General features: G+C 56.6%; 23 protein-coding genes and 1 pseudogene. 7 read left to right on the top strand and 17 right to left on the bottom strand.

What is annotated here, in order from left to right; all coding sequences use genetic code 11:
• Positions 1–31: 31 nt before the first annotated feature.
• The gene (locus ACRDD5_RS21630) at positions 32–2119 is read left to right on the top strand and encodes a YccS/YhfK family putative transporter (RefSeq protein ID WP_438677963.1); all 2088 of its coding nucleotides are present in this window, start codon (positions 32–34) and stop codon (positions 2117–2119) included.
• 19 nt (positions 2120–2138) lie between these two features.
• Here ACRDD5_RS21630 and argD read toward each other — a convergent pair whose 3' ends face one another.
• The 5 genes from argD to ppiA form a co-directional block, all read right to left on the bottom strand.
• On the bottom strand, positions 2139–3359 hold the full coding sequence (argD, locus tag ACRDD5_RS21625; RefSeq protein WP_438677950.1) for a bifunctional acetylornithine/succinyldiaminopimelate transaminase: 1221 nt from the start codon (positions 3357–3359) through the stop codon (positions 2139–2141).
• Positions 3360–3446: 87 nt separating this feature from the next.
• Positions 3447–4010, bottom strand: coding sequence for an aminodeoxychorismate synthase component 2 (gene pabA / locus ACRDD5_RS21620; RefSeq protein WP_271282550.1), 564 nt, complete (start codon positions 4008–4010; stop codon positions 3447–3449).
• A gap of 30 nt (positions 4011–4040) precedes the next feature.
• Positions 4041–4643 (bottom strand): putative adenosine monophosphate-protein transferase Fic, encoded by a 603-nt coding sequence (locus ACRDD5_RS21615; RefSeq protein WP_438677949.1) that lies wholly within the window; start codon positions 4641–4643, stop codon positions 4041–4043.
• On the bottom strand, positions 4633–4800 hold the full coding sequence (locus ACRDD5_RS21610) for a YhfG family protein (RefSeq protein ID WP_271282552.1): 168 nt from the start codon (positions 4798–4800) through the stop codon (positions 4633–4635). The genes ACRDD5_RS21615 and ACRDD5_RS21610 overlap by 11 nt, the downstream gene beginning before the upstream one ends.
• A gap of 108 nt (positions 4801–4908) precedes the next feature.
• A complete protein-coding gene (gene ppiA / locus ACRDD5_RS21605; protein WP_271282553.1) occupies positions 4909–5481 on the bottom strand; it encodes a peptidylprolyl isomerase A in 573 nt (190 codons plus the stop codon).
• Between the two features lie 278 nt (positions 5482–5759).
• On the opposite strand from ppiA, the gene tsgA reads away from it, so the two are divergent.
• The 5 genes from tsgA to cysG all read left to right on the top strand — a co-directional run bounded on the left by tsgA (position 5760) and on the right by cysG (position 12363).
• On the top strand, positions 5760–6944 hold the full coding sequence (tsgA, locus tag ACRDD5_RS21600; protein ID WP_271282554.1) for an MFS transporter TsgA: 1185 nt from the start codon (positions 5760–5762) through the stop codon (positions 6942–6944).
• 278 nt (positions 6945–7222) lie between these two features.
• Positions 7223–9766, top strand: coding sequence for a nitrite reductase large subunit NirB (gene nirB, locus ACRDD5_RS21595; protein ID WP_438677948.1), 2544 nt, complete (start codon positions 7223–7225; stop codon positions 9764–9766).
• Positions 9763–10089, top strand: coding sequence for a nitrite reductase small subunit NirD (nirD, locus tag ACRDD5_RS21590; protein WP_271266532.1), 327 nt, complete (start codon positions 9763–9765; stop codon positions 10087–10089). The genes nirB and nirD overlap by 4 nt, the downstream gene beginning before the upstream one ends.
• A 79-nt stretch (positions 10090–10168) precedes the next feature.
• Positions 10169–10978 (top strand): nitrite transporter NirC, encoded by an 810-nt coding sequence (nirC, locus tag ACRDD5_RS21585; protein ID WP_271282556.1) that lies wholly within the window; start codon positions 10169–10171, stop codon positions 10976–10978.
• A gap of 11 nt (positions 10979–10989) precedes the next feature.
• Positions 10990–12363, top strand: a complete 1374-nt coding sequence (gene cysG, locus ACRDD5_RS21580; RefSeq protein WP_271282557.1) for a siroheme synthase CysG — start codon at positions 10990–10992, stop codon at positions 12361–12363.
• Between the two features lie 78 nt (positions 12364–12441).
• Here cysG and trpS read toward each other — a convergent pair whose 3' ends face one another.
• From trpS to ACRDD5_RS21520, 12 genes and pseudogenes are all read right to left on the bottom strand, one after another.
• The gene (trpS, locus tag ACRDD5_RS21575; RefSeq protein ID WP_271282558.1) at positions 12442–13446 is read right to left on the bottom strand and encodes a tryptophan--tRNA ligase; all 1005 of its coding nucleotides are present in this window, start codon (positions 13444–13446) and stop codon (positions 12442–12444) included.
• Positions 13439–14200 carry a phosphoglycolate phosphatase gene (gph, locus tag ACRDD5_RS21570; protein WP_271282559.1) on the bottom strand — a complete coding sequence of 254 codons (762 nt, stop codon included), beginning with the start codon at positions 14198–14200 and terminating at the stop codon, positions 13439–13441. The genes trpS and gph overlap by 8 nt, the downstream gene beginning before the upstream one ends.
• Positions 14193–14870 (bottom strand): ribulose-phosphate 3-epimerase, encoded by a 678-nt coding sequence (gene rpe / locus ACRDD5_RS21565; protein WP_271266538.1) that lies wholly within the window; start codon positions 14868–14870, stop codon positions 14193–14195. The genes gph and rpe overlap by 8 nt, the downstream gene beginning before the upstream one ends.
• 41 nt (positions 14871–14911) lie before the next feature.
• The gene (gene dam / locus ACRDD5_RS21560) at positions 14912–15724 is read right to left on the bottom strand and encodes an adenine-specific DNA-methyltransferase (protein WP_271282560.1); all 813 of its coding nucleotides are present in this window, start codon (positions 15722–15724) and stop codon (positions 14912–14914) included.
• Between the two features lie 67 nt (positions 15725–15791).
• Positions 15792–17093, bottom strand: a complete 1302-nt coding sequence (damX, locus tag ACRDD5_RS21555) for a cell division protein DamX (RefSeq protein WP_438677947.1) — start codon at positions 17091–17093, stop codon at positions 15792–15794.
• 92 nt (positions 17094–17185) lie between these two features.
• The gene (aroB, locus tag ACRDD5_RS21550) at positions 17186–18274 is read right to left on the bottom strand and encodes a 3-dehydroquinate synthase (RefSeq protein WP_271282562.1); all 1089 of its coding nucleotides are present in this window, start codon (positions 18272–18274) and stop codon (positions 17186–17188) included.
• Between the two features lie 57 nt (positions 18275–18331).
• On the bottom strand, positions 18332–18853 hold the full coding sequence (aroK, locus tag ACRDD5_RS21545; protein ID WP_006177873.1) for a shikimate kinase AroK: 522 nt from the start codon (positions 18851–18853) through the stop codon (positions 18332–18334).
• A 295-nt stretch (positions 18854–19148) separates the two neighbouring features.
• A pseudogene (gene hofQ / locus ACRDD5_RS21540) lies at positions 19149–20384 on the bottom strand (DNA uptake porin HofQ).
• On the bottom strand, positions 20299–20697 hold the full coding sequence (locus ACRDD5_RS21535) for a HofP DNA utilization family protein (protein ID WP_438677946.1): 399 nt from the start codon (positions 20695–20697) through the stop codon (positions 20299–20301). The pseudogene hofQ and the gene ACRDD5_RS21535 overlap by 86 nt, the downstream one beginning before the upstream one ends.
• Positions 20687–21148 carry a HofO family protein gene (locus ACRDD5_RS21530; protein WP_438677945.1) on the bottom strand — a complete coding sequence of 154 codons (462 nt, stop codon included), beginning with the start codon at positions 21146–21148 and terminating at the stop codon, positions 20687–20689. The genes ACRDD5_RS21535 and ACRDD5_RS21530 overlap by 11 nt, the downstream gene beginning before the upstream one ends.
• A complete protein-coding gene (locus ACRDD5_RS21525; RefSeq protein WP_438677944.1) occupies positions 21132–21671 on the bottom strand; it encodes a PilN domain-containing protein in 540 nt (179 codons plus the stop codon). The genes ACRDD5_RS21530 and ACRDD5_RS21525 overlap by 17 nt, the downstream gene beginning before the upstream one ends.
• Positions 21668–22450, bottom strand: coding sequence for a DNA utilization protein HofM (locus ACRDD5_RS21520; protein WP_271282567.1), 783 nt, complete (start codon positions 22448–22450; stop codon positions 21668–21670). The genes ACRDD5_RS21525 and ACRDD5_RS21520 overlap by 4 nt, the downstream gene beginning before the upstream one ends.
• 120 nt (positions 22451–22570) lie before the next feature.
• Between ACRDD5_RS21520 and mrcA the strand changes: the two genes are divergently transcribed.
• Entirely contained in the window at positions 22571–25123 is a 2553-nt protein-coding gene (gene mrcA / locus ACRDD5_RS21515) for a peptidoglycan glycosyltransferase/peptidoglycan DD-transpeptidase MrcA (protein WP_271282568.1), read from the top strand.
• Positions 25124–25152: the final 29 nt, after the last annotated feature.

The raw sequence follows: 25152 nt of genomic DNA, 5'->3' as shown, positions 1-25152 counted from the left end.
AGGTGGCACGCCGTTTTTGTCTCTCTCACCCATGTGGCGCAGACTCATCTATCACCCGGAAGTTAACTACGCACTGCGGCAAACCCTGGTGCTATGTCTCCCTGTGGCTGTGGGTTTGATCCTGGGCTATCTGCAACAAGGTCTGCTCTTTTCGCTCGTTCCGGCCTGCTGCAATATCGCCGGTCTCGATACCCCGCATAAACGCTTTTTCAAGCGCCTGATTGTCGGCGGGTCGCTGTTTGCTGGCTGTAGCCTGGCCGTACAGCTGTTACTGGCGCAGGATATCCCGCTACCGCTAATTCTGACCGTACTGGCGATGACCCTGGGCGTAACAGCGGAATTAAGCTCGTTGCACGCACGTCTGCTGCCCGCCTCGCTGATTGCCGCCATCTTTACCCTGAGCCTGGCGGGGAACATGCCGATCTGGGCGCCGCTTCTGATCTATGCCCTGGGCACCCTGTGGTACGGGCTGTTTAACTGGTTCTGGTTCTGGTTGTGGCGCGAACAACCGCTGCGTGAATCGCTGAGTTTGCTCTATCAACAGCTTGCCGATTATTGCGAAGCAAAATATACCCTGCTGACGCAACACACCGATCCCGAAAAATCGTTACCTCCCCTGCTGGCCCGCCAGCAGAAGGTCGTGGATCTGATTAGCCAGTGCTATCAGCAGCTGCACATGCTGGCAGCCAATAAAAATCATGAATATAAACGCCTGCTGCGCACCTTCCAGGTGGGACTCGATCTGCAGGAGCATATCTCCGTCAGTCTGCATCACCCGCACGAGGTGCAAAAGCTGGTCGAGCGCAGCCATGCGGAATCGGTACTGCGCTGGAATGCCCGGACGGTTGCCGCACGACTGCGCGTGCTGGCGGACGATATTTTGTATCACCGCTACCCTACCCGTTTCACCATGGATAAGCAGCTTGGTGCGCTGGAGAAAATCGCCCGTCAGCATCCGGATAACCCGGTAGGCCAGTTCTGTGCATGGCACTTCAGCCGCATTGCCCGCGTGCTGCGAACCCAGCGCCCACTCTATCCACGCGACCTGATGGCAGATAAGCAGAAACGCCTGCCGCTGATCCCGGCCCTGAGAAGCTATCTTTCGCTGAAATCCGCCGCCCTGCGCAACGCCGCACGCATCAGCGTGATGCTGAGTATCGCCAGCCTGATGGGCGTTGCCCTGCATCTGCCAAAACCCTACTGGATCCTGATGACAGTGCTGTTCGTAACCCAGAACGGCTATGGCGCCACACGGGTACGCATCCTCCATCGGGCGGGCGGCACACTGGCAGGGCTGATTATTGCGGGTATCGCCCTGCACTTCCACGTGGCGGAAGGTTTTACGCTGACGGGGATGTTGGTGATTACGCTGGTGAGTTACCTGTTTATTCGCAAGAACTATGGCTGGGCGATGGTGGGCTTCACGGTCACGGCGGTGTATACCCTGCAGCTGCTCACCCTGAATGGCGATCAGTATATTTTCGCCAGGCTGGTCGATACCCTGATTGGCTGCCTGATTGCCTTTGGCGGGATGGTGTGGCTGTGGCCGCAGTGGCAAAGCGGGCTATTGCGTCAGAACGCCCACGATGCGCTGGAAGCGGATCAGGAGGCTATCCGGCTGATCCTCAGTGACGATCCGCAGCCGACGCCGCTGGCCTGGCAGCGCATGAAGGTTAACCAGGCGCACAACGCCCTGTTCAACTCGCTGAATCAGGCGATGCAGGAGCCCGGCTTTAACTCGGCTTATCTGGCGGATATGAAACTGTGGGTCACGCACAGCCAGTTCATCGTCGAGCATATCAACGCGATGACCACCCTGGCGCGCGAGCATACGATGCTGACGCCAGACCTGGCCCAGCGTTATCTGCAGTCGTGTGAAATTGCCCTTCAGCGCTGTCAGCAGCGTCTGGAATATGATTCAGCCGGTGAAAGCGGCGATGAGAATATCCTGGAAGCACCCGAAACCCTGACGTACGGCCCGATGAGCACGCTGGAACAACATCTCCAGCGCGTGCTGGGGCATCTGAACACCATGCACACCATTTCGTCAGTGGCATGGCGGCAGCGCCCGCATCACGGCATCTGGTTAACCCGACTTCTGAAACGCACGCCGTATTAAATACCGGCTTTGCACAGGCTTACGCCTGAACAACGCTCTTCACCGCGTTGGCAAAGCGCGTCAGCCCTTCGTCGATGTCCTGCTCCTCAACCACCAGCGACGGCGCAAAGCGCATCACGTCCGGTCCTGCATTAAGCACCATCACACCGGCATTCGCCGCCGCGTGGAGGAAATCGCGCGCCCGACCTTTGTATTGCGGTTTCAACTCGGCGCCAATCAACAGCCCCATGCCGCGAATGTCGCTAAAGACATCGTATTGCGCATCGATCTGCTGAAGATGCTGCACAAACTGCTCGCGCTTGTGGTTCACGCCGTTCAGCACTGCCGGGGTATTGATGATGTCGAACGCCGCGCCAGCAATCGCGCAGGCCAGCGGGTTGCCGCCGTAGGTAGAACCGTGGGAGCCCACGTGGAATGCCGAGGCAATGTCCTGGGTGGTGAGCACCGCGCTCACCGGGAAACCACCCCCGAGCGCTTTGGCGCTGGTCAGGATGTCCGGGGTCACACCGTAGTGCATGTAGGCAAACAGGTCACCGGTGCGTCCCATCCCGCTCTGGACTTCGTCGAAGACCAGTAGCGCCTGGTGCTGGTCGCACAAATCGCGCAGCCCCTGCAGGAATTCAGGGGTCGCCGCCATCACACCGCCTTCGCCCTGAATCGGTTCAACCACCACCGCGCAGGTGTGATCGTCCATCACCGCTTTAACCGCATGCAGATCGTTAAACGGGACGTGGACAATATCTGCCGGTTTAGGGCCAAAGCCATCGGAATATTTTGGCTGACCGCCCACGGAGACGGTAAACAACGAGCGGCCGTGGAAGGCGTTGTGGAAAGCGATGATTTTACTTTTGTACGGGCTATGGCGCGTGGACGCATAGTAGCGCGCCAGCTTGAATGCCGTTTCGTTAGCTTCGGTGCCGGAGTTCATAAACAGCACGCGCTCGGCAAAGGTGGCGTCGATAATTTTACGCCCCAGACGCAGTGCGGGTTCATTGGTGAACACGTTACTGGTGTGCCACAGGGTTTCGCCCTGGGTTTTGAGCGCCTCAACCAACGCCGGGTGACAGTGGCCTAACGCCGTCACCGCAATGCCGCCCGCGAAATCAACATACTCTTTACCCTGCTGATCCCAGACCTTGCTGCCCTTTCCCTTTACCGGGATAAACTCAGCCGGTGCATAAATTGGCAGAATAACTTCATCGAATGTCGCGCGCGTAATTGCAGATTGTTCAGTTGCCATGTAACCCCACCCTTTTTTAAGCAAGAAGCAGAAGTGAAAATATAATCACGAAATATGCTTAAAAAATCACTTTATGGCAACTAAAAATCAACGATTGAGGAAATTAGCCAGCAGCTGATGGCCCTGCTCGCTGAGAATACTCTCGGGGTGGAACTGCACACCTTCCAGATCCCATTCCCGGTGACGGATCCCCATAATCTCCTGGGTCTCGCTCCAGGCGGTAATCTCGAAGCAGTCCGGCAAGGTCGGTGGGTCAATCACCAGCGAGTGATAGCGGGTCACGGTCAGGGGATTATTCAGGCCGCAGAATACACCTGTACCGGTGTGCGTCACCGGGGAGGTTTTGCCGTGCATCACCCTGGCCGCACGAACGATCGTCGCCCCAAACGCCTGAGCGATAGCCTGATGGCCTAAGCATACGCCCAGGATTGGCAGCGTGCCGGCATAGTGGCGGATAGCCGCCAGCGAGATGCCGGATTCGTCCGGGGTACAGGGGCCGGGGGAGATCACAATTTTTTGCGGGTTGAGCGCCGCGATATCCGCCAGCGACAGGGCGTCATTACGCCGGACGATAACCTCGGCACCCAGTTCACAGAAATACTGGTATAGGTTCCAGGTGAAGGAATCATAGTTATCAATCAGCAGAATCATGGTGGCTCCCGAAAAAATGGCCGCCCTATTCTACTCAGTTTCCCGTGCTTCGCTCACCACTTTGCTGAAGATTGTATTGAGCGCGCTCAGATCCCCCATCGCCCCGCTCTGGTTGGCCTGCGCCCAGTCATCCGGATCGATATCGCGCCAGTCGAGCTGGTAGCCCGCATGGATCGCCAGCTGTTCAAAGAAGATCCGCTGCACAATGCCGTTACCAATGCGAAACGGATGCAGGACGTTGATTTCGCAATAGTAATGACTGAGGCGGTTAATAAAGGCCTCTTTCGCCAGCCCGACGAGGTAGCCCTCATCCTCCAGATCCTGCATCAGGGCATTGCCCTCTTTTTCGATATAGGCAAAGTGGCAGAATCGGGTATCACCCTGATAAATATCGATCTCCCGGATATCACCCGCCCAGTCAAAAATATCCTGGTAAAGATGCTGGTGAAGGGCACACAGGTGCGGCAAACCGCGCGAGGGCGGCCCCAGGGTTAACGTCGCGGCGCGCAGGGCGGTTAATTCATATGCCGCCTGCGCCAGGCGCTCGGCCTGACGAATGCCCAGCCGGTTACGCATCACGTTCAGCCCGGAATAGAGGTAGGGATCGCGGCCATTGCCAAATTTATCGCTCATAGTGCCTCCTGAGTTCCTCAAGGCGCACCTGCGCATCGGCTGCGCTGAGTGTGACTAGCGGGCTGTCGACCCCTTCAAGACGTCGACTGGCCTGAAAATTTGCGTTTCGCTGCTGTTCCCAGAGACGGGATTTTTGCTTGTCAGTGAGTTTTTTCACCTGTTACCTCCCTGAATGGGCCCGTGTTGCCACAAGTATAAGCAGCAAACTGCGGTTTCGCAGGAAGGGAAAGGCAACGCGGACAACAGATGCCCGCGCAATCAACGATTAAGGCAGAACTTTAGCGGAGAGGATAACAACCGGTTTTGTCGGTACATTCTGGTAAGGGCCGACGTTATGGGTCTGCACCTGAGAGATTTTATCGGCCACGTCCATACCTTTCACAACTTTACCAAATACCGCATAGCCAAAATCACGCTGGCCGTGGTCGAGGAAGGCGTTATCCGCCACGTTGAGGAAGAACTGGCTGGTCGCGCTGTCCTTGTCGGCAGTGCGCGCCATGGAGATGGTGCCACGGGTGTTGCGCAGACCGTTATCCGCTTCGTTTTTGATTGGCGGGTTCGGCTGCTTCTGCTGCATCTGCTCATTGAAACCACCGCCCTGCAACATAAAGCCCGGGATCACGCGATGGAATGTGGTGTTGTTGTAAAAACCGCTGTTAACGTAGTCGAGGAAGTTTTTCACAGAAACGGGAGCTTTCTGGCTATTCAGTTCCAGCTCAATATTACCAGCAGAGGTGGTCAGCAGAACGTGCGGGTCTCCTTTGGCTGCCAGCGCAGCAGGAGAAAGAGCAGATAAGGCAAGTACAGCCGCGACAGCCGCCAGGGTTGATTTGAGCATGAGAATTCCTTAACAAAGCGCAGTAAAGAAAGCGAGTGGCTTGATTCTAAAGAGCAGTATGGGCATAGGCCAGCCATTTACCTAATTTTACGAATTTGAAACAGATGTAACCATCGGGCCAATGGTTGCAGGCAATTACGATGCGACATTAATCACACTCATTGCTGCAATTAATATTTAATTTCTCACAAAAGATTTAATTAGATCACATTCACGACTAAAATCTGCCCGTTCGCAGCGCCGTCAATGCGCTTTACATTTCTATTCACAGGCCAGTCATGACTAACAGCAATCGTATCAAGCTCACATGGATCAGCTTCTTCTCCTACGCCCTTACCGGTGCGTTAGTGATCGTCACCGGGATGGTGATGGGGAATATCGCAGACTATTTCAATCTGCCCGTTTCCAGTATGAGTAACACCTTTACCTTCCTTAATGCCGGGATCCTGATCTCTATTTTCCTCAACGCCTGGTTGATGGAGATCGTTCCCCTGAAAACACAGCTGCGTTTTGGCTTTGTCCTGATGGTCGCCGCCGTCGCAGGACTGATGCTCAGCCACAGCATCGCCCTGTTCTCCGCCGCCATGTTCGTGCTCGGACTGGTCAGCGGGATCACCATGTCGATCGGGACCTTCCTCATTACCCATATGTATGAAGGCCGTCAGCGCGGCGCACGCCTGCTGTTCACCGACTCCTTCTTCAGCATGGCGGGGATGATCTTCCCGATGGTTGCCGCCGTTCTGCTGGCGCGCAGCATCGAGTGGTACTGGGTGTATGCCTGCATCGGCCTGGTCTACGTGGCCATTTTTGTGCTGACCTTCGGCTGTGAATTCCCGGTACTCGGCAAAAAAGCTGTTCAGAACGACAACCCGGTGGTGAAAGAGAAATGGGGGATCGGCGTGCTGTTCCTGTCGGTAGCCGCCCTGTGCTACATCCTCGGCCAGCTGGGCTTTATCTCCTGGGTTCCGGAGTATGCGAAAGGGCTGGGCATGAGCCTGAACGATGCCGGACAGCTGGTGAGCGATTTCTGGATGTCATACATGTTCGGTATGTGGGCGTTCAGCTTTATCCTGCGCTACTTCGACCTGCAGCGGATCCTCACCGTCCTGGCGGGTGCGGCAACCGTGCTGATGTACCTGTTTATCAACGGCACCGCAGAGCAGATGCCGTGGTTCATTATGACGCTCGGCTTTTTCTCCAGCGCCATTTATACCTCACTCATTACCCTGGGCTCTCTGCAGACTAAAGTGGCCTCGCCGAAGCTGGTTAACTTTGTCCTGACCTGCGGCACCATCGGCACCATGCTGACCTTCGTGGTCACGGGTCCGATTGTGGCGCACAGCGGTCCGCTGGCAGCGCTGCACACCGCAAACGGTTTGTATGCCGTGGTGTTCGTCATGTGCCTGGTGCTGGGTTTCGTCACCCGCCATCGCCAGCATACGGTCGCCGCCGCGTCTCACTGATCCGCGTGTTGTTCCCCGTCTGAAAAGAGGCCGCTTCTGCGGCCTCCTCCAAATTGCTCCTCAAATAAAGAGGAGTATGCATTTCGATTAATAAGCCGCCTAAGTTGTATACAAAATAGCGTTGCTGAAAAGCCTGCCATTTCCGGTACTTATAAAAACCCTGACAAATCAGCAATATACTCCTTAGGGAGTAGTTACAGGCTGAATTGATTTACATCAATAAGTGCCGTTGCTGAATCGTTAAGGTAGGCAGTAATAGAAAAGAAATCGAGGCAAAAATGAGCAAAGTCAGACTCGCTATCATCGGTAACGGCATGGTCGGTCACCGCTTTATTGAGGACCTTCTCGATAAAGCCGATGCTACCCAGTTCGATATTACCGTGTTCTGTGAAGAACCCCGCAAGGCGTACGACCGCGTGCACCTCTCCTCCTACTTCTCACACCATACCGCCGAAGAGCTCTCTCTGGTGCGCGAAGGTTTTTACGAGAAGCATGGCGTGAAGGTGCTGGTGGGCGAACGCGCTATCACCATTAACCGTCAGGAAAAAGTGATCCATTCCAGTGCGGGACGCACGGTTTTTTACGACAAGCTGATTATGGCGACGGGCTCTTATCCGTGGATCCCACCGATCAAGGGTTCAGATACTCAGGATTGCTTCGTTTATCGCACCATTGAAGATCTCAACGCCATCGAATCCTGCGCCCGTCGCAGCAAACGCGGCGCGGTGGTCGGTGGCGGTCTGCTCGGTCTGGAAGCGGCCGGCGCGCTGAAAAACTTAGGCGTTGAAACCCACGTCATCGAATTTGCCCCGATGCTGATGGCCGAGCAGCTTGACCACATGGGTGGCGATCAGCTCAAACGCAAAATTGAAAGCATGGGTGTGAAAGTTCACACCAGCAAAAACACCAAAGAGATCGTCCAGGAAGGCACCGAAGGCCGCAAAACCATGCGCTTTGCCGACGGCAGCGAGCTGGAAGTCGACTTTATCGTCTTCTCAACCGGTATTCGCCCGCGCGATAAGCTGGCCACCCAGTGCGGCCTGACCGTTGCCCAACGCGGCGGCATCACCATTAATTCCACCTGCCAGACCTCCGACCCGGATATCTACGCGATCGGCGAATGCGCCAGCTGGGAAAACCATGTTTACGGTCTGGTGGCTCCTGGCTACAAAATGGCGCAGGTGGCCGTTGACCATATCCTCGGGAATGAAAACGCCTTTGAAGGCGCGGACATGAGTGCCAAGCTGAAACTGCTGGGCGTCGACGTTGGCGGTATTGGCGATGCGCACGGCCGCACGCCGAAATCACGCAGCTACGTCTACCTCGACGAGAACAAAGAAGTTTATAAACGCCTGATCGTCAGCGAAGACAACAAAACCCTGCTCGGCGCGGTGCTGGTCGGCGATACCAGCGATTTCGGCAACCTGCTGCAGCTGGTGCTGAACGCCATCGAACTGCCAGAAAACCCGGATGCGCTGATCCTGCCCGCCCATGCTGCTGGCGGTAAGCCGTCTATCGGCGTCGATAAACTGCCGGACAGCGCGCAGATTTGTTCCTGCTTCGATGTCACCAAAGGCATGCTGGTTTCCGCCATCAATAAAGGCTGCCATACCGTTGCCGCTCTGAAGGCCGCAACCAAAGCCGGTACCGGCTGCGGGGGCTGTATCCCGCTGGTGACTCAGGTACTCAACGCTGAGCTGGCGAAACAGGGCATCGAAGTTAGCCACAACCTGTGTGAGCACTTCGCTTACTCTCGCCAGGAGCTGTACCACCTGATCCGCGTTGAAGGCATCAAATCCTTCGACGAGCTGCTGGAAAAACACGGTCAGGGCTACGGCTGTGAAGTGTGTAAACCGACCGTCGGCTCGCTGCTGGCTTCCTGCTGGAATGAGTACGTCCTCAAACCGCAGCACACCCCGCTGCAGGACACTAACGACAACTTCCTGGCTAACATCCAGAAAGATGGCACCTACTCAGTGATCCCGCGCTCTGCAGGCGGCGAAATCACTCCGGAAGGGCTGGTGGCCGTCGGGCGCGTGGCGCGCGAATTCAACCTGTACACCAAAATTACCGGCTCTCAGCGTATTGGCCTGTTCGGCGCACAAAAAGACGACCTGCCGGAAATCTGGCGTCAGCTGATTGAAGCGGGCTTCGAAACCGGTCACGCGTATGCTAAAGCGCTGCGTATGGCGAAAACCTGCGTCGGCAGCACCTGGTGCCGTTACGGCGTCGGTGATAGCGTCGGCTTCGGCGTTGAGCTGGAAAACCGCTACAAAGGCATCCGTACCCCGCACAAAATGAAGTTCGGTGTCTCTGGCTGTACCCGTGAATGTGCCGAAGCACAGGGTAAAGACGTGGGTATTATCGCCACCGAAAAAGGCTGGAACCTCTATGTCTGCGGTAACGGTGGGATGAAACCACGCCATGCGGATCTGCTGGCTGCGGATCTTGACCGTGAAACGCTGCTCAACTATCTCGACCGTTTCATGATGTTCTACATCCGTACCGCCGACAAACTGACCCGTACTGCACCGTGGCTCGATAACCTGGAAGGCGGCATCGATTATCTGAAGTCGGTCATCATCGACGACAAACTCGGCCTGAACGCGACGCTGGAAGAAGAGATGGCGCGTCTGCGTGATGCCGTTATCTGCGAATGGACTGAAACCGTCAACACCCCGGCGGCGCAGGTTCGCTTCAAACACTTTATCAACAGTAGCCAGCGCGATCCGAGTGTCCAGATTGTGCCTGAGCGGGAACAGCATCGCCCGGCAACGCCATACGAGCGTATTCCGGTCACTCTGGTGGAGGAAAACGTATGAGCCAGTGGGTAAACATCTGCAAAATCGACGATATCCTGCCCGCAACCGGCGTCTGTGCGCTGCTGGGTCATGAGCAGGTCGCCATTTTCCGCCCGCGTCAGGACGAACAGGTTTTTGCGATCAGCAATATCGACCCGTTCTTTGAAGCAAGCGTCCTGTCACGCGGCCTTATCGCCGAACATCAGGGTGAGCTGTGGGTTGCCAGCCCGCTGAAAAAGCAGCGTTTCCGCCTGAGCGACGGCCACTGCATGGAAGATGAGAGCCACTCTGTTAAGCACTATGACGTCCGCGTTAAAGACGGCAAAGTGCAGCTCCGGGGCTGATTGAAACGGGGGTGCAATGCCCCCGCTATTTTCTTTATTTAGCGTTTATTTTATTTTTTTAATTATTCAGGATAATCATATGTTTACAGACACTATTAATAAGTGTGCGGCTAATGCTGCGCGTATTGCACGCCTCAGTAAAAATAGTCCTCTCGGCTTTTGGGTCAGCTCTGCAATGGCGGGGGCCTATGTCGGCCTTGGGATTATTTTAATTTTCACCCTCGGCAACCTGCTTGACCCGGCGATTCGTCCGCTGGTGATGGGTGCCACGTTTGGCATCGCGTTAACCCTGGTCATTATCGCCGGATCTGAACTGTTCACCGGCCACACCATGTTCCTGACCTTTGGTGTCAAAGCGGGCACCATCACGCAGGGTCAGATGTGGGCCATTCTGCCGCAAACCTGGCTGGGTAATCTGGTCGGCTCCGTGTTTGTTGCCCTGCTGTACAGCTGGGGCGGCGGTAGCCTGCTGCCGGTGGATACCAGCCTCGTTCACACCGTCGCACTGGCAAAAACCTCCGCACCGGCGATGGTCCTGTTCTTTAAAGGCGCACTGTGTAACTGGCTGGTGTGCCTGGCAATCTGGATGGCAATCCGTACTGAAGGTGCCGCGAAATTCATCGCAATCTGGTGGTGTCTGCTGGCCTTTATCGCCTCCGGCTACGAGCACTCCATCGCCAACATGACCCTGTTTGCACTCTCCTGGTTCGGTCATCATAGCGAAGCGTACACACTGTCAGGTATTGGCCATAACTTGCTGTGGGTAACGCTTGGCAATACCCTTTCTGGGGTTGTATTTATGGGCTGGGGTTACTGGTATGCTACCCCGAAAGCGGAGCGTCCGACTCCTGCAACCATCGCAACCATTCAGGCGAAAGCCAACCAGTAAGAGGTAATGTCGTGGATCACCTGCCAATATTCTGTCAATTACGTCATCGCGACTGCCTGCTCGTAGGGGGTGGCGATGTGGCTGAACGCAAAGCCCGCCTGTTGTTAGAGGCAGGTGCCCGACTCACCGTGAATGCCCTCGCCTTTGCCCCGCAGTTTACGGCATGGGCGCAGGAAGGAATGCTCACCCTCGTTGAGGGTGAGTTCAACGAATCCCTGCTCGATACCTGCTGGCTGACCATTGCCGCCACCGACGACGATGCGGTCAACCAGCGCGTCAGCGATGCCTGCGAAGCGCGGCGCATCTTCTGCAACGTGGTGGATGCCCCGAAAGAGGCGAGCTTTATCATGCCGTCGATTATCGACCGCTCGCCGCTGATGGTGGCCGTCTCCTCCGGCGGAACGTCGCCGGTGCTGGCGCGTCTGCTGCGTGAAAAGCTGGAAGCCATCCTGCCGCAGCACCTGGGAAAAGTGGCCCACTTTGCCGGGAAGTTACGCCCTCGTGTGAAGCAGCAGTTTGCGACCGTTGGCGAACGCCGCCGCTTCTGGGAAAAGTTCTTTGTGAACGATCGGCTGGCCCAGTCGCTGGCGAATGAGGATCAGAAGGCGGTGGACGACACCACCGAGCAGCTGCTGGCTGCCCCGCTCGATCACCGCGGCGAAGTGGTGCTGGTAGGCGCAGGTCCGGGCGATGCGGGTCTTTTAACCCTGAAGGGTCTGCAGCAGATCCAGCAGGCGGATGTGGTGGTGTATGACCGCCTGGTCTCCGACGACATCATGAACCTGGTGCGCCGCGATGCGGATCGGGTGTTTGTCGGCAAGCGTGCAGGCTATCACTGCGTGCCTCAGGAAGAGATTAATCAGATCCTGCTGCGTGAAGCGCAAAAAGGAAAACGGGTGGTGCGTCTGAAAGGCGGCGATCCGTTTATCTTCGGACGCGGCGGCGAGGAGCTGGAAACCCTTTGTCATGCGGGCATTCCGTTCTCGGTGGTGCCTGGCATTACGGCTGCATCGGGCTGTTCCGCCTATTCCGGTATTCCGCTGACCCACCGTGACTACGCCCAGAGCGTGCGTCTGGTTACCGGCCACCTGAAAACCGGTAGCGAGCTGGACTGGCATAACCTGGCCGCTGAAAAACAGACCCTGGTGTTCTACATGGGCCTGAACCAGGCTGCCACCATTCAGGCTAAGCTGCTCGAACATGGCATGGATGCAGAGATGCCGGTTGCGCTGGTCGAAAACGGTACCTCCATCAAGCAGCGCGTGGTGAGTGGCGTCCTGACCCAGCTCGGTGAGCTGGCCCAGCAGGTTGAAAGCCCGGCGCTGATCGTGGTCGGCCGCGTGGTGGCCCTGCGCGACAAGCTCAACTGGTTCTCTCATCACTAAGCCAACCTGAACCTGACGCATTTTGTTCAGGCATAAAAAAACCGGGAATTTCCCGGTTTTTTTACGTCTGGCTTTCGCTTAAGGCTTCGCGACAAACCCGATTGCTTCGTACACCGCTTTCAGGGTTTCAGAGGCGCGCGCACTGGCTTTCTCAGCGCCATCTTTCATCACTTTCTGCAGGAAGGCTTCGTCATTACGGTACTGGTTATAGCGCGCCTGCAGCTCGGTCAGCATGCCGGAAACCGCCTCAGCCACTTCGCCTTTCAGATGCCCATACATTTTGCCTTCGAAGTGCTGCTCCAGCTCTGGAATGCTCTGTCCGGTGACGCCGGAGAGGATATCCAGCAGGTTAGAAACACCCGCTTTGTTCTGCACGTCGTAACGCACCACCGCTGGCTCGTCAGAATCAGTCACCGCACGCTTGAGCTTCTTCACGACCGCTTTTGGATCTTCCAGCAGGCCGATCACGTTGTTGCGGTTATCGTCCGACTTGGACATCTTCTTGGTCGGCTCCAGCAGGGACATCACGCGGGCGCCGGACTTCGGAATAAACGGCTCTGGCACCTTGAAGATGTCGCCGTAAATGGCGTTGAAGCGCTGGGCAACATCGCGGCTCAGCTCCAGATGCTGCTTCTGGTCTTCACCAACTGGCACCTGAGTGGTCTGATACAGCAGAATGTCAGCAGCCATCAGCACCGGGTAGTCAAACAGACCGGCGTTGATGTTCTCGGCATAACGGGACGATTTGTCCTTGAACTGGGTCATACGGCTCAGTTCGCCGAAATAGGTGTAGCAGTTCAGCGCCCAGCCCAGCTGTGCATGCTCGGGAACGTGGGACTGAACGAAAATGGTGCTTTTCTCAGGATCGATACCGCAGGCCAGATACAGCGCAAGGGTGTCGAGCGTTGCTTTACGCAACTGCTGCGGATCCTGGCGCACGGTAATGGCGTGCTGGTCAACGATGCAGTAGATACAGTGATAGTCATCCTGCATGTTCACCCACTGACGCAGCGCACCCATGTAGTTGCCAATAGTCAGTTCACCTGAGGGCTGTGCGCCACTAAATACGATGGGCTTAGTCATTTTTCAATTCCTGATTTTCACTGTGCGAAAGCCCGAGCACGGGCAGTAAATCTTTGAAGTGGTCGAAGATAAAATCCGGCTCACTCAGCGTTATGGACTCACCGTAGTTGTAGCCATAGGTCAGGCCTACGGACGGGCAACCTGCAGCCCTGGCCGCCAGAATATCATTGCGCGAATCGCCAACAAAGAGCAGCGCGTCAGGCGTTAAGGATAATTTTCCTGCCACCAGCAGCAGCGGTTCCGGATGCGGCTTCTTGTTCTGCACGTCATCGCCGCCAACAATCACGGAGAAATACTTCGCGATATCCAGCGCTTCCAGCAGCGGGGCGACAAACGCAGTCGGTTTGTTAGTGACCAGCGCCAGCGGCATGCCGCTGCTGTGCAGCGCGCTCAGCGTGCCGGCCACGTCAGGGAACAGGAAACTGCCCTCTTCTACCGTCTGCTCATAGAAACGGTTAAACAGCTTACGCAGCAGGCGAACCTGCTCTTCCTGCGGAATATCGGCATGATCGACGCCCGCTTTGCCCTGCGCCGAACGCTGGATAGCACGTTCCTGACGCGACCAGCTTAACGCGCGCTCCATCAGCACGTCTGCACCGTTGCCAATCCACGTCACCACGCGATCTTCACCCGCAACCGGCAGCTCCAGCGCATACAGCGCCTGATCAACCGCGCTGGTTAAGCCCGGTGCGCTGTCAACCAGCGTCCCGTCGAGGTCAAACGCAACGCCCCGAATTGCCTGCAAATTATCCATGACTTACCTTCGCCAGTTCACTGCGCATTTCATCAATGACTTTTTTGTAGTCCGGCTGATCGAAAATAGCCGAGCCCGCCACGAACATATCCGCGCCGGCTGCTGCGATTTCGCCAATATTGTTCACCTTCACGCCACCATCCACTTCCAGACGAATGTCGTAGCCGGACTCGTCGATACGGCGGCGCACTTCGCGCAGCTTATCCAGCGTCTGTGGGATGAATGACTGACCGCCAAAGCCCGGGTTCACGGACATCAGCAGGATCACGTCCAGCTTGTCCATCACGTAATCGAGATAGCTCAGCGGCGTAGCAGGATTAAACACCAGTCCGGCTTTACAGCCGTGCTCTTTAATCAGCTGCAGGGTGCGGTCAACGTGTTCAGAGGCTTCAGGATGGAAGGTAATGATGCTGGCGCCCGCGGCGGCAAAATCCGGCACGATGCGATCAACCGGTTTGACCATCAGGTGCACATCGATCGGCGCGGTCACGCCATACTTGCGCAGTGCCTTCAGCACCATCGGGCCGATAGTCAGGTTAGGGACATAGTGGTTATCCATAACGTCGAAATGAACGACATCCGCACCGGCCGCCAGCGCTTTCGCGGTGTCTTCGCCCAGACGGGCAAAATCAGCCGACAGAATTGAGGGGGCAATCAAATACTGTTTCATCCGCATCTCCTTGAACTGTGTTTAACGGCGGGCGAAACGGCTCAGGGCAGATAGAGAGCCAGCAGTTCGTCCACCTTTTTACGTGTACCGCCGTTGCTGCTGATGCTGCGCCGGACTTTAACCTGGAATTGCGCTGCAGCTTTGTACCATTCGCGCGTATCAGGCGTGTCGTGATTCGAAATTAACACCGGAATTCTTTTGCTGACCAGCTTTTCTGCCATTTCTGCCAGACGCTCCTGCTCGGCAGGGCTGAAGCTGTTGGTATGATAAGCGGTGAAGTTCGCCGTTGCAGACAGAGGGGCATACGGTGGGTCACAGTAAACTACCGAGTTAACGTCAGCGTGGGCCATACACTCTTCATACGAAAGACAATGGAACTCCGCATTCTGCGCTTTTTCAGCAAAGTGATACAACTCAGCCTGAGGAAAATAAGGACGCTTGTAGCGACCAAACGGCACGTTGAATTGACCACGCAGATTATACCGGCACAGGCCATTGTAGCCATGGCGGTTGAGGTAGAGGAACAGCAACGCACGCCGGAACTTATCCTGGCTCTGATTAAACTCAGCGCGATACTGGTAGTAAACGTCCTGGTTGTTGTTCTCTGGGGTAAACAACTTCCGCGCTTCATCGACGTACTCATCGGTACGCTGCTTAACGATGTTATAGAGATCGATAAGGTCGCTGTTGATATCCGCAAGGATATAACGGGAATAATCGGTATTGAGAAATACCGATCCCGCGCCAACAAACGGCTCTACAAGGCACTCGCCTGGCGGCAGGTGTTTTTGAATATCATCGAGCAGGGGGTATTTCCCCCCTGCCCATTTCAGAAAAGCGCGATTTTTTTTCATGCTGACTAACTAATTACACCTTCTCCGGCTGTGGAGAAAGCTCCGACAGCATCCTGCGCTTCACAGATTACTTCAAATCGGACTGAACCTGACGGATCGGTTTCGCCCACGGGTTTTTCGCCTGAACATCGGTTGGCAGTGTTGCAACAGCACGTTTCGCTTCGTCTTTCGAGCCATACACACCGCTGACCAGCACGTACCACGGCTGACCGTTACGGGTAGTCTCGTAAACCACGAAGTTTTTCAGGTTCGACTTCTTCGCCCAGCTGTTCAGGTTGTCATAGCTGGAAGAACTGCTCAGCTGCAGCGTGTAGTTGCTGGAAGGCGCTGATTTCAACGAACCCACGTTACCCGCAGTTTTACCGGTGCTGGCAGCTGCCGTCGGCGCGGATGCAGCCGGAGCGGTTGCCGTCGCAGCTGGCGCTGTCGTCGCTGTCGCTTTAGGTGCCGTTGCCGTTGTAGCAGGCGCCGTGGCCGGTACGCGAGTCACGGTTTCTGTGTGTTTCGGCTGAGCAACCGCTTTTGGCTCTTCCGCTTTCGCGACCGGCTGCGGTTTCACTTCACGCTTCGGCTCAATAACCGCCTGCTTGCGTTCCTGAGTGGCGGCCGGTTTGGTCTGACGCGGCGTAGACTCTGTTGCGGTCGCTGCATGCTGCTGGCTGGCAGCACCACGAATTGGCGCAACGGTCGCAGGCTCGGTTGGCAGCGTGGAGTTCACCACCACGTTATTCACCTGTTCCTGATTCTGCGGCTGGGTCAGGGCATTGTTCAGGTCGCCCTGAACTTCAACGCGCTGCTGGCCCTGCGGAGTCGCGGGTGCCTGGCCCTGAGTCGGCGTCGACGCCACAGGCGGCAGAGAAATCTCCTGCTGGGTATTTCCGGCGGTATTTTCTGCAGACGTGGTGCCTGGCGCAGGCTGAGTGCTGCCATTGGCCTGATCGGCAGTATCACCGGAAAGATTGATGCTCTTCTCAGCGGACGCCGTTTGCTCGGTTGGGGCTGACGGCGCTTTAAGGGCGGAGCCGATGCCGATAATCAGCAACAGCAGCACCAGTATGCCGAGACCCATCATGATGTACTGACGCGAGGCGGGCTTCGCCGCAACGGCTTTACGCTTACGTGGGCGACGCTCAACGGCCTCTTCGTCCACTAACTCCTCATCGGACGCATAATCATCTTCTTCACGTTCAACACGCTCTTCACGAACAGGGCGGCTACGCGATGGACGCTGGTCATCGGTATCCAGATCAACTTCATCAAAGTTGATTTGCGGTTCGTTATCACGTTCAGAAGACTGACGAGTACGACCACCAGTACGACGATCGCTGGGATCGGGTTTCAGCTCGTCTTCTGGTTTGAATTCATCCATTTAACACCCCACTCAAAGGCTTATGCCTACGACTTTGCATTTCACCTGAAGCAAAATGGCTACGTTTTATCGCAGCCAGACCTTTCTAATTTTTACGCTTGCTGGCAATCAGCAATAGCGCCAAGAACGACGTCGTGCGGGACACCGCTACGGACTTCACTCTTACCTACTGCAAGCGGGAGCACCAGTCGCATCTCGCCTGCCAATACTTTTTTATCGCGCAACATATGCGGCAAATAGGCTTGCGCTGACATTTCGCGCGGCCCGGTCACCGGTAACCCGGCGCGTTCAAGCAGCGTGATAATGCGCTGCGTCTCAGCCGGTGTGAACTGACCCAGGCGCTCCGCGGTGCGCGCGGCCATCACCATGCCCGCCGCGACAGCTTCACCGTGCAGCCAGTTGCCGTAGCCCATTTCGGCTTCAATGGCGTGGCCGTAGGTATGCCCAAGATTCAGTAAAGCACGTAAGCCGGTTTCGCGCTCGTCTGCAGCAACGACTTCGGCTTTCAGCTCACAGCAACGGCGAATACAGTACGCCATCGCCTGACCATCAAGACGCAACAGGGCATCCATATTCTCTTCAAGCCAGCTAAAGAACTCGCCATCCAGAATAATGCCGTATTTGATCACTTCCGCCAGGCCAGAGGCCAGCTCGCGCTGAGGCAACGTTTTCAGACAGTCGAGATCCACCACCACCGAAGCGGGCTGGTAGAAGGCGCCTATCATGTTTTTACCCAGCGGATGATTGACGGCGGTTTTGCCGCCAACAGAAGAGTCGACCTGCGACAACAGCGTGGTTGGGATCTGAATAAAGCGCACGCCACGTTGATAGCTTGCTGCCGCAAAACCCGTAAGATCGCCGACAACACCGCCGCCTAAGGCAAGCAGTGTAGTGTCGCGACCGTGCGGTTTTTGCAGTAATGCGGTAAAGACGGTATCCAGTACCGTCAGGCTTTTATACTGCTCGCCATCAGGCAGAATCACACTGTCGACCTTCACGCCAGCCTGTTCAAGCTGCTGACGCACTTTGTCGAGATAAAGCGGAGCCAACGTCTCATTGGTGACCAGCATTGCCTGATCACCCGCTTTCAGTGGTAAGAAGGAAGCTGGGTCGTTAAACAAACCAGCCGCGATAGTGATAGGGTAACTCCGTTCCCCGAGAGTAACTGTAATCCTCTCCATAACGCGACATCCACCTTAAATGCTTTTACCCGCAGGCGAGTGTATATAAAGCCAGAATCAGTTGCTTTCCAGCATATTAATAATCTGGTTTGCGACCACTTTAGCGCTCTGGTCATCGGTGCGAATGGTGACGTCAGCAATCTCTTCGTACAGCGGATTGCGTTCCCCAGCCAGGGCTTCCAGAACTTCACGTGGAGGCGTCTCAACCTGCAGCAACGGGCGTTTCTTATCACGCTGCGTACGCGCCAGCTGTTTTTCGATGGTCGTTTCGAGATAGACCACCACACCGCGGGCGGAGAGACGGTTGCGAGTTTCGCGAGATTTTACAGAGCCGCCGCCAGTCGCCAGCACAATGCCCTGTTTTTCCGTAAGTTCATTAATGACTTTTTCTTCTCGGTCACGGAAACCCTCTTCGCCTTCTACATCGAAGACCCAGCCCACATCAGCTCCGGTTCGTTTCTCAATCTCTTGATCAGAATCGTAAAATTCCATATTGAGTTGTTGAGCTAACTGACGCCCAATAGTGCTTTTGCCGGCACCCATAGGCCCAACCAGAAAGATATTGCGTTTCTCTGCCATTTTTTCGGTACTACTAAGACTATTCGTTAATGGTAAACCCGCTTCGCCGATACCTGGCGAACAGGACATGAACTGAAACCTCATATGCGATAGAGCGAGAGTCAGACTAAAAATTATCTCAGCACTCCGGCTTGTTTGGCAATAGATTAAATCACCAGACCTGCCGCTTAAGACATTCAGGGTGCAAGATTGCGTAAGCTGATTCTCAAATCGGTACTCCTTGTATGCTAATTCATGCCTCACGTCAAACATCTGCAACAAACTGAATGCAAAATCACGTAAGGGATTGTGCACCTTATGGCGTAGCAACCAGACGAGGGGTGATAAAAACCACCAGCTCGCGGCGCTCGTTATCTTTACCCTGATGGCGGAACAGCTGCCCCAGCAGGGGGAGGCGACTTAATCCTGGTACACTTTCATTTTTAGTTTTGTGCTTCTGAGAAAAAATACCGCCTAAAGCCAGCGTTTCACCACTTTTGACCTCGACCTGGGTCTCGATTTCCTGCTTATCAATCGCCATGGTTTCACCATCGGCCTGTTTCAGGACTTCACCCGGAGTGTTCTCGCTGATCCGCAGCTTCAGGCGTACGCGCCCCTTGTCCAGCACCACCGGCGTCACTTCCATCCCTAGCACCGCCTCTTTAAACTCCACCGATGTGGCGCCGCTTTCACCGCTGGAGACCTGGTAAGGGATTTCCGTGCCCTGCTTAATGCTGGCAGGCTGCATATGTGATGCCAACAGCCGCGGGCTGGCGATGATATCGACCTGCTGCTTTTGCTCCAGCGCCGAAAGCTCGAGATCCAGCAAGCGGCCATTGATGCGGCCAATATTAAACCCGATCTGCGTGGTGGCATTGCTCACCGCAAGATTGCTGCTCAGTGTGGTCACCTGCCCCGGGCTGCCGGGGTTGTCCGCCTGCGCCAGATTCCACTTCACCCCCAGCTCGCGCAGGCTTTTCTCACTCATGGTGACGATATGCGCGGCCAGCTCCACTTGAGCGACAGGTAAATCCATCTGCGCCACCCAATGCTCCAGTGCATCCAGCGCCGCCCGGCTGTCGCGCACCAACAGTCAGTTGGTGCGTTTGTCCACCGCCAGGCTGCCCTTCGGACTCAGAAGCTTTTCTGCGGCGGGCAGCAAATCCCCGGCATCGGCATAAGAAAAAGGAAAGCTGCGTGCCTCCAGCGGGGCGTTGAGCTGCCTTTTAGCCTTCTCGGCTTCCTTCTGAACCTGCTGCTGCTGTTGCCAGGCGGCAGTGTGGATATAAAAAATCCCCTCCTGCTGGCGCATGGTTAGCCCCGCACTGGTTACGACCGTCCGTAGCGCCTGTTGCCAGGGGACGCGCGTCAGGCGCAGGGAGACACTGCCGCTGACGTCCGGGGCAATAATCATGTTGCGGTTCTCCTGCTCCGCCAGCGCCTGCAGAAGCTGGGCAACCGGCACATCATCGACCACCAGCGTCACGGCTGCGGGAGATGCCGCCAGCGTTTGGCTGGCGAGGAGCAGCAGTGTGACGATCCCTGTCTTCATGTTGTTTCGTTCCTTGTCGTTGCCATCGCCATAACGGCGGTTCACATTTCCCGAGCGTGTCGATGACCAGCTCCTGTTCATTCAGCGCCGTCACGCGCCCGCCCGTCGGCAGCGTTTCACCGTGGCGTACACGCAGCCAGCGCGCCTGTTCGTCCCTGACAATGCCAACCGGGACCGGCCCCATAACTATCCCGACATACTGCCACTGGCTCAGCGCGGCATCGGGACAGCGCGATTCCGGCACCTTAAACGGATCGCGCATCCCGAGAAGCAGCGGCAGCAGTAGTAACAGCCAGCCCTGTTTACCCTGCATCCTGTCGCTCCAGCTGCATTACTATCTGGAGGGTTTCTCGCTCTGGCTGGATGCTAAAACGCCCCACTGCCACATCGCGCTGTGCGAGGGTGACAAAGAGCGCAGGAATCTGCGCCCAGGTGGCTTCAACCACCAGCTCCCCGCCTGCGTTACCGGGCTGCCAGCGAACCAGACGCAGCTCAGGCGCATCAAATTCCAGCGGTGAAAAAGGCCGAACCATGTCAGCGGAGACGGGTTCAGCGGCTGGGGTGAGCTTACGCACCGACGCCCATAGCCGAGCGTTGGCGTCCGCATCCTGCACACGCTGCGCCTGAAATACCGCAGTCTGCCGATCCCGCTCACGCATCTGCGTACCTGGCACGCCGAGCAGCAGCAGAGCCGAGCTCAGGATCCAGCCCAGGCAGCGCCAGCGTGGGGTCATTGCCCACCAGCTGTCAGGATGGATCCGCATCGGTCAGCTCCTTGCGGGTAAGCGAATAAGCAAACTGCCAGCGCCCCTGCGCATCCTGGCGCATCTCGCCCGGCGCACCGAGCGTAAAGCCCGGGAACTGGCGCAGCGCCGTCTCGAATGCCTCAACCGCAGGGAGCGTGGCAGCATACCCCTGCAGATGGAGGGTGGACTGTTGAAAGCGCAGCGTTGCCAGCCATGCCCGATCCGGTATCGCGCCGCTTAAGGCGATTAGCGTGGGCTCCCAGGCCTGGGTAGTGGCTTTTTGCTGTGCCCAGCGCTGTTGTTGCTGACGCTGGGCAAGTAACGCCGTCGCCTGCTTATGACGTTGTTCAAGCGCCTGATGCAGCACCCGATCGCTGGCCTGCCATAGCCCTGCTGTGCGCAACGTCAGGTGCGAACTGACCCGACCGCCGACGAAGAGCAGCAAAGCCAGCAGCAGCGAGCCCGCAAACAGCAGCCCCCAGAAGCGCAGGCAGCCGCGTTTTTGCCGCTGACGCCACGGCAGAAAATTGGCGGTTCTCATGCGAATGTGTCTCCCATCGCCAGCGCCAGCGCGACGCTGAAGTCAGCTCCATGCTCAGGCAAAGGCGGCTGGCTGCGGTTGAGGATGCTCCAGGGATCGAAGCGGCCCGCCTCACAACAGACAATCTCTTCGACCTGCAGCGCCAGCAGTGCGGCCAGATGCTCTACGTCGGGCGCATCGGCCAGCTCGCGTCTGCCCCACTGATGGCGCATCGCCCACAGCCACTGGTCCTTATCGCGCCAGGCGATACACTGGGCCGGCGCCGTCAGAAAGGGGAGAAAATGCGCCAGCGCCCCGGCATCGGGGGCAATTGCTGCCAGCTGCAAACGCAGCTCACGGGCCAGCTCCAGCAGAGTTGAAATCTCTTTATTCTGCGCAGCGGTCACGCGAAACGTCTGGCTGAAGGTATCTTCTGCGTAGTCGAAACGCAGCGCATCGGGAGCCATGTCGAGTTCACGGCTCATCGCCGAGGTGATCCAGGCAACCTGTTCGCTGTCGCGCAGGGTCATTGCCGGACGGGGGAGTGTCCGTTGAATAGTGCGGGACGCCGGAAAGGCGAGGTATATTCGGTGGTAGTGGGGCAACATCTGCCGCCATTCACTCAGTGTCGCAGTCAGTTGTTCAGGCTTAAGAATTTGCCCCTCGCAAACGGTACCCACCGCCAGCGGAAGCTGCCACCAGCGGCGCAGACTCCACCCCGCTTTTTCACGTACCAGCGCGACGGCCAGAATCTTATCCTGTTGAATATGAACGCCTGTATGCCATGTTTTAAACGCCATGTTTCACGATCTCCTTATCGTCGCTGGGGATGACGGCTCTATCAATGATTCAGGCTTGCCTTTATACTACCGCGCAATTGTTTATAAACTGCCCAGTTCAAACTAAATGGGAAATCCTCAGTGAAGTTCGTAAAGTATTTATTGATCCTTGCAGTCTGTTGCATTCTGCTTGGAGCAGGCTCGATTTTTGGTTTGTACAAATATATTGAGCCGCAGCTACCTGATGTCGCCACACTTCGTGATGTTCGACTCCAGATCCCAATGCAGGTTTACAGCGCTGATGGCGAGCTCATCGCCCAGTACGGTGAAAAGCGTCGTATCCCGCTGACCCTTAACCAAATCCCACCTGAAATGGTGAAAGCATTTATCGCCACGGAAGACAGCCGCTTTTACGAGCACCACGGCGTCGACCCGGTGGGGATTTTCCGTGCCGCCAGCGTGGCGATGTTCTCTGGTCACGCCTCTCAAGGGGCAAGTACAATCACCCAGCAGCTGGCACGTAACTTCTTCCTGAGCCCGGAAAAAACGCTGATGCGTAAGGTCAAGGAAGTGTTCCTCGCAATCCGTATTGAGCAACTGCTGAACAAAGACGAGATCCTCGAGCTTTACCTCAACAAGATCTATCTGGGCTACCGTGCGTATGGCGTGGGGGCTGCGGCACAGGTCTATTTTGGTAAATCGGTGGATCAGCTGACCCTGAGCGAAATCGCCACCATCGCCGGTCTGCCGAAGGCACCTTCCACCTTCAACCCGCTCTACTCGCTGGATCGCGCCACCTCACGCCGTAACGTGGTGCTGTCGCGTATGTTAAGCGAAGGCTATATCAGCCAGTCCCAGTACGATCAGGCGCGCAGTGATGTGATTGACGCCAATTACCATGCACCGGAAATTGCCTTCTCCGCACCCTATCTGAGCGAGATGGTGCGCCAGGAGATGTTTTCCCGCTACGGCGAGCTGGCCTACGAAGATGGTTATCGCATCTACACCACCATCAGCCGCAATGTACAGCAGGGCGCCCAGCAGGCGGTGCGTAATAACGTCATTGATTACGATATGCGCCACGGTTACCGCGGCCCGTCCAATGTGCTGTGGAAAGTGGGTGAATCCGCCTGGGACAGCAAAAAAATTACCGACACCCTGAAACCGCTGCCGGGGTACGGACCCTTTGTGGCAGCCGTGGTCACCCGCACCGATCCGCAGGAAGCTACGGCGATGCTCGCCGACGGCACCTCGGTGTCGCTGCGCATGGAAGGGATCCGCTGGGCCCGTCCATATCGTTCCGATACGCAGCAGGGCGCGACACCACGCAAAGTGACCGATGCGGTCCAGGCCGGCCAACAAATCTGGGTTCGTCAGGTCAACGACGCCTGGTGGCTGGGACAGATCCCGGACGTTAACTCGGCGCTGGTATCCATCGATCCGCACAACGGCGCGGTGCTGGCGCTGGTGGGCGGTTTCGACTTTAACCAGAGCAAATTTAACCGCGCCACCCAGGCGCTGCGCCAGGTCGGTTCCAATATCAAACCGTTCCTCTACACCGCGGCGATGGATAAAGGGCTGACGCTCGCCAGTATCCTCAATGACGTGCCAATCTCCCGCTGGGATGCCGGTGCGGGTTCCGACTGGCGTCCAAAAAACTCACCGCCGGAGTATGCCGGGCCGATTCGTCTGCGTCAGGGTCTGGGTCAGTCGAAGAACGTAGTGATGGTTCGCGCCATGCGCGCCATGGGCGTCGATTACGCGGCCGAGTATTTGCAGCGCTTTGGCTTCCCGGCACAAAACATTGTGCATACTGAATCGCTGGCGCTGGGCTCTGCCTCCTTCACGCCGCTGCAGGTCGCGCGCGGCTATGCGGTGATGGCGAACGGCGGTTTCCTGGTCGATCCGTTCTTCATCAGCAAAATCGAGACCGATCAGGGCGGCGTAATATTTGACGCGAGGCCGAAAGTGGCCTGCGCAGAGTGTGATATTCCGGTGATTTATGGTGATACGCCAAAATCACAAGCGCTGAATAACCAGGATATGGAAGATGTGGCTATTTCGCAGGAACAGCAAAATTCAGCCGTGCCGATGCCGCAGCTTGAGCAGGCGAACCAGGCGCTGGTCTCCCAGACCGGTGCGCAGGAATATGCCCCGCATGTGATTAACACCCCGCTTGCCTTCCTGATTAAGAGCGCCCTGAACACCAATATCTTCGGTGAGCCGGGCTGGCAGGGCACCGGCTGGCGTGCGGGTCGCGATTTGCAGCGCCAGGATATCGGCGGTAAAACAGGTACCACCAACAGCTCGAAAGATGCGTGGTTCTCTGGCTACGGCCCGGGTGCAGTCACCTCGGTGTGGATCGGCTTTGACGATCACCGCCGTGATTTAGGCCGCACCTCCGCCTCCGGGGCCATCAAAGATCAGATCTCCGGTTACGAAGGCGGTGCCAAGAGCGCCCAGCCGGCATGGGATGCCTTTATGAAAGTGATCCTCGACGGCGTGCCGGAACAACCGCTGACCCCACCGCCGGGCGTGGTGACAATCAATATCGATCGCAGCACCGGTCAGTTAGCCAGCGGTGGCAACAGTCGGGCAGAGTTTTTCATCGAAGGCACGCAGCCAACGCAGCAGGCGGTGCATGAGGTGGGAACAACGCTGATTGATAATGGTGAAACACACGAGCTATTTTAACGGTGCTCTCGCCCTCTCCCGATGGAGAG

Origin of the sequence: Silvania sp., from assembly GCF_051656365.1 — a bacterium.
Taxonomy (GTDB): domain Bacteria; phylum Pseudomonadota; class Gammaproteobacteria; order Enterobacterales; family Enterobacteriaceae; genus Enterobacter; species Enterobacter hatchlandensis.
The sequence above is the reverse complement of the archived record's forward strand: the minus strand, read 5'-3'. Positions and strand labels throughout refer to the sequence as shown.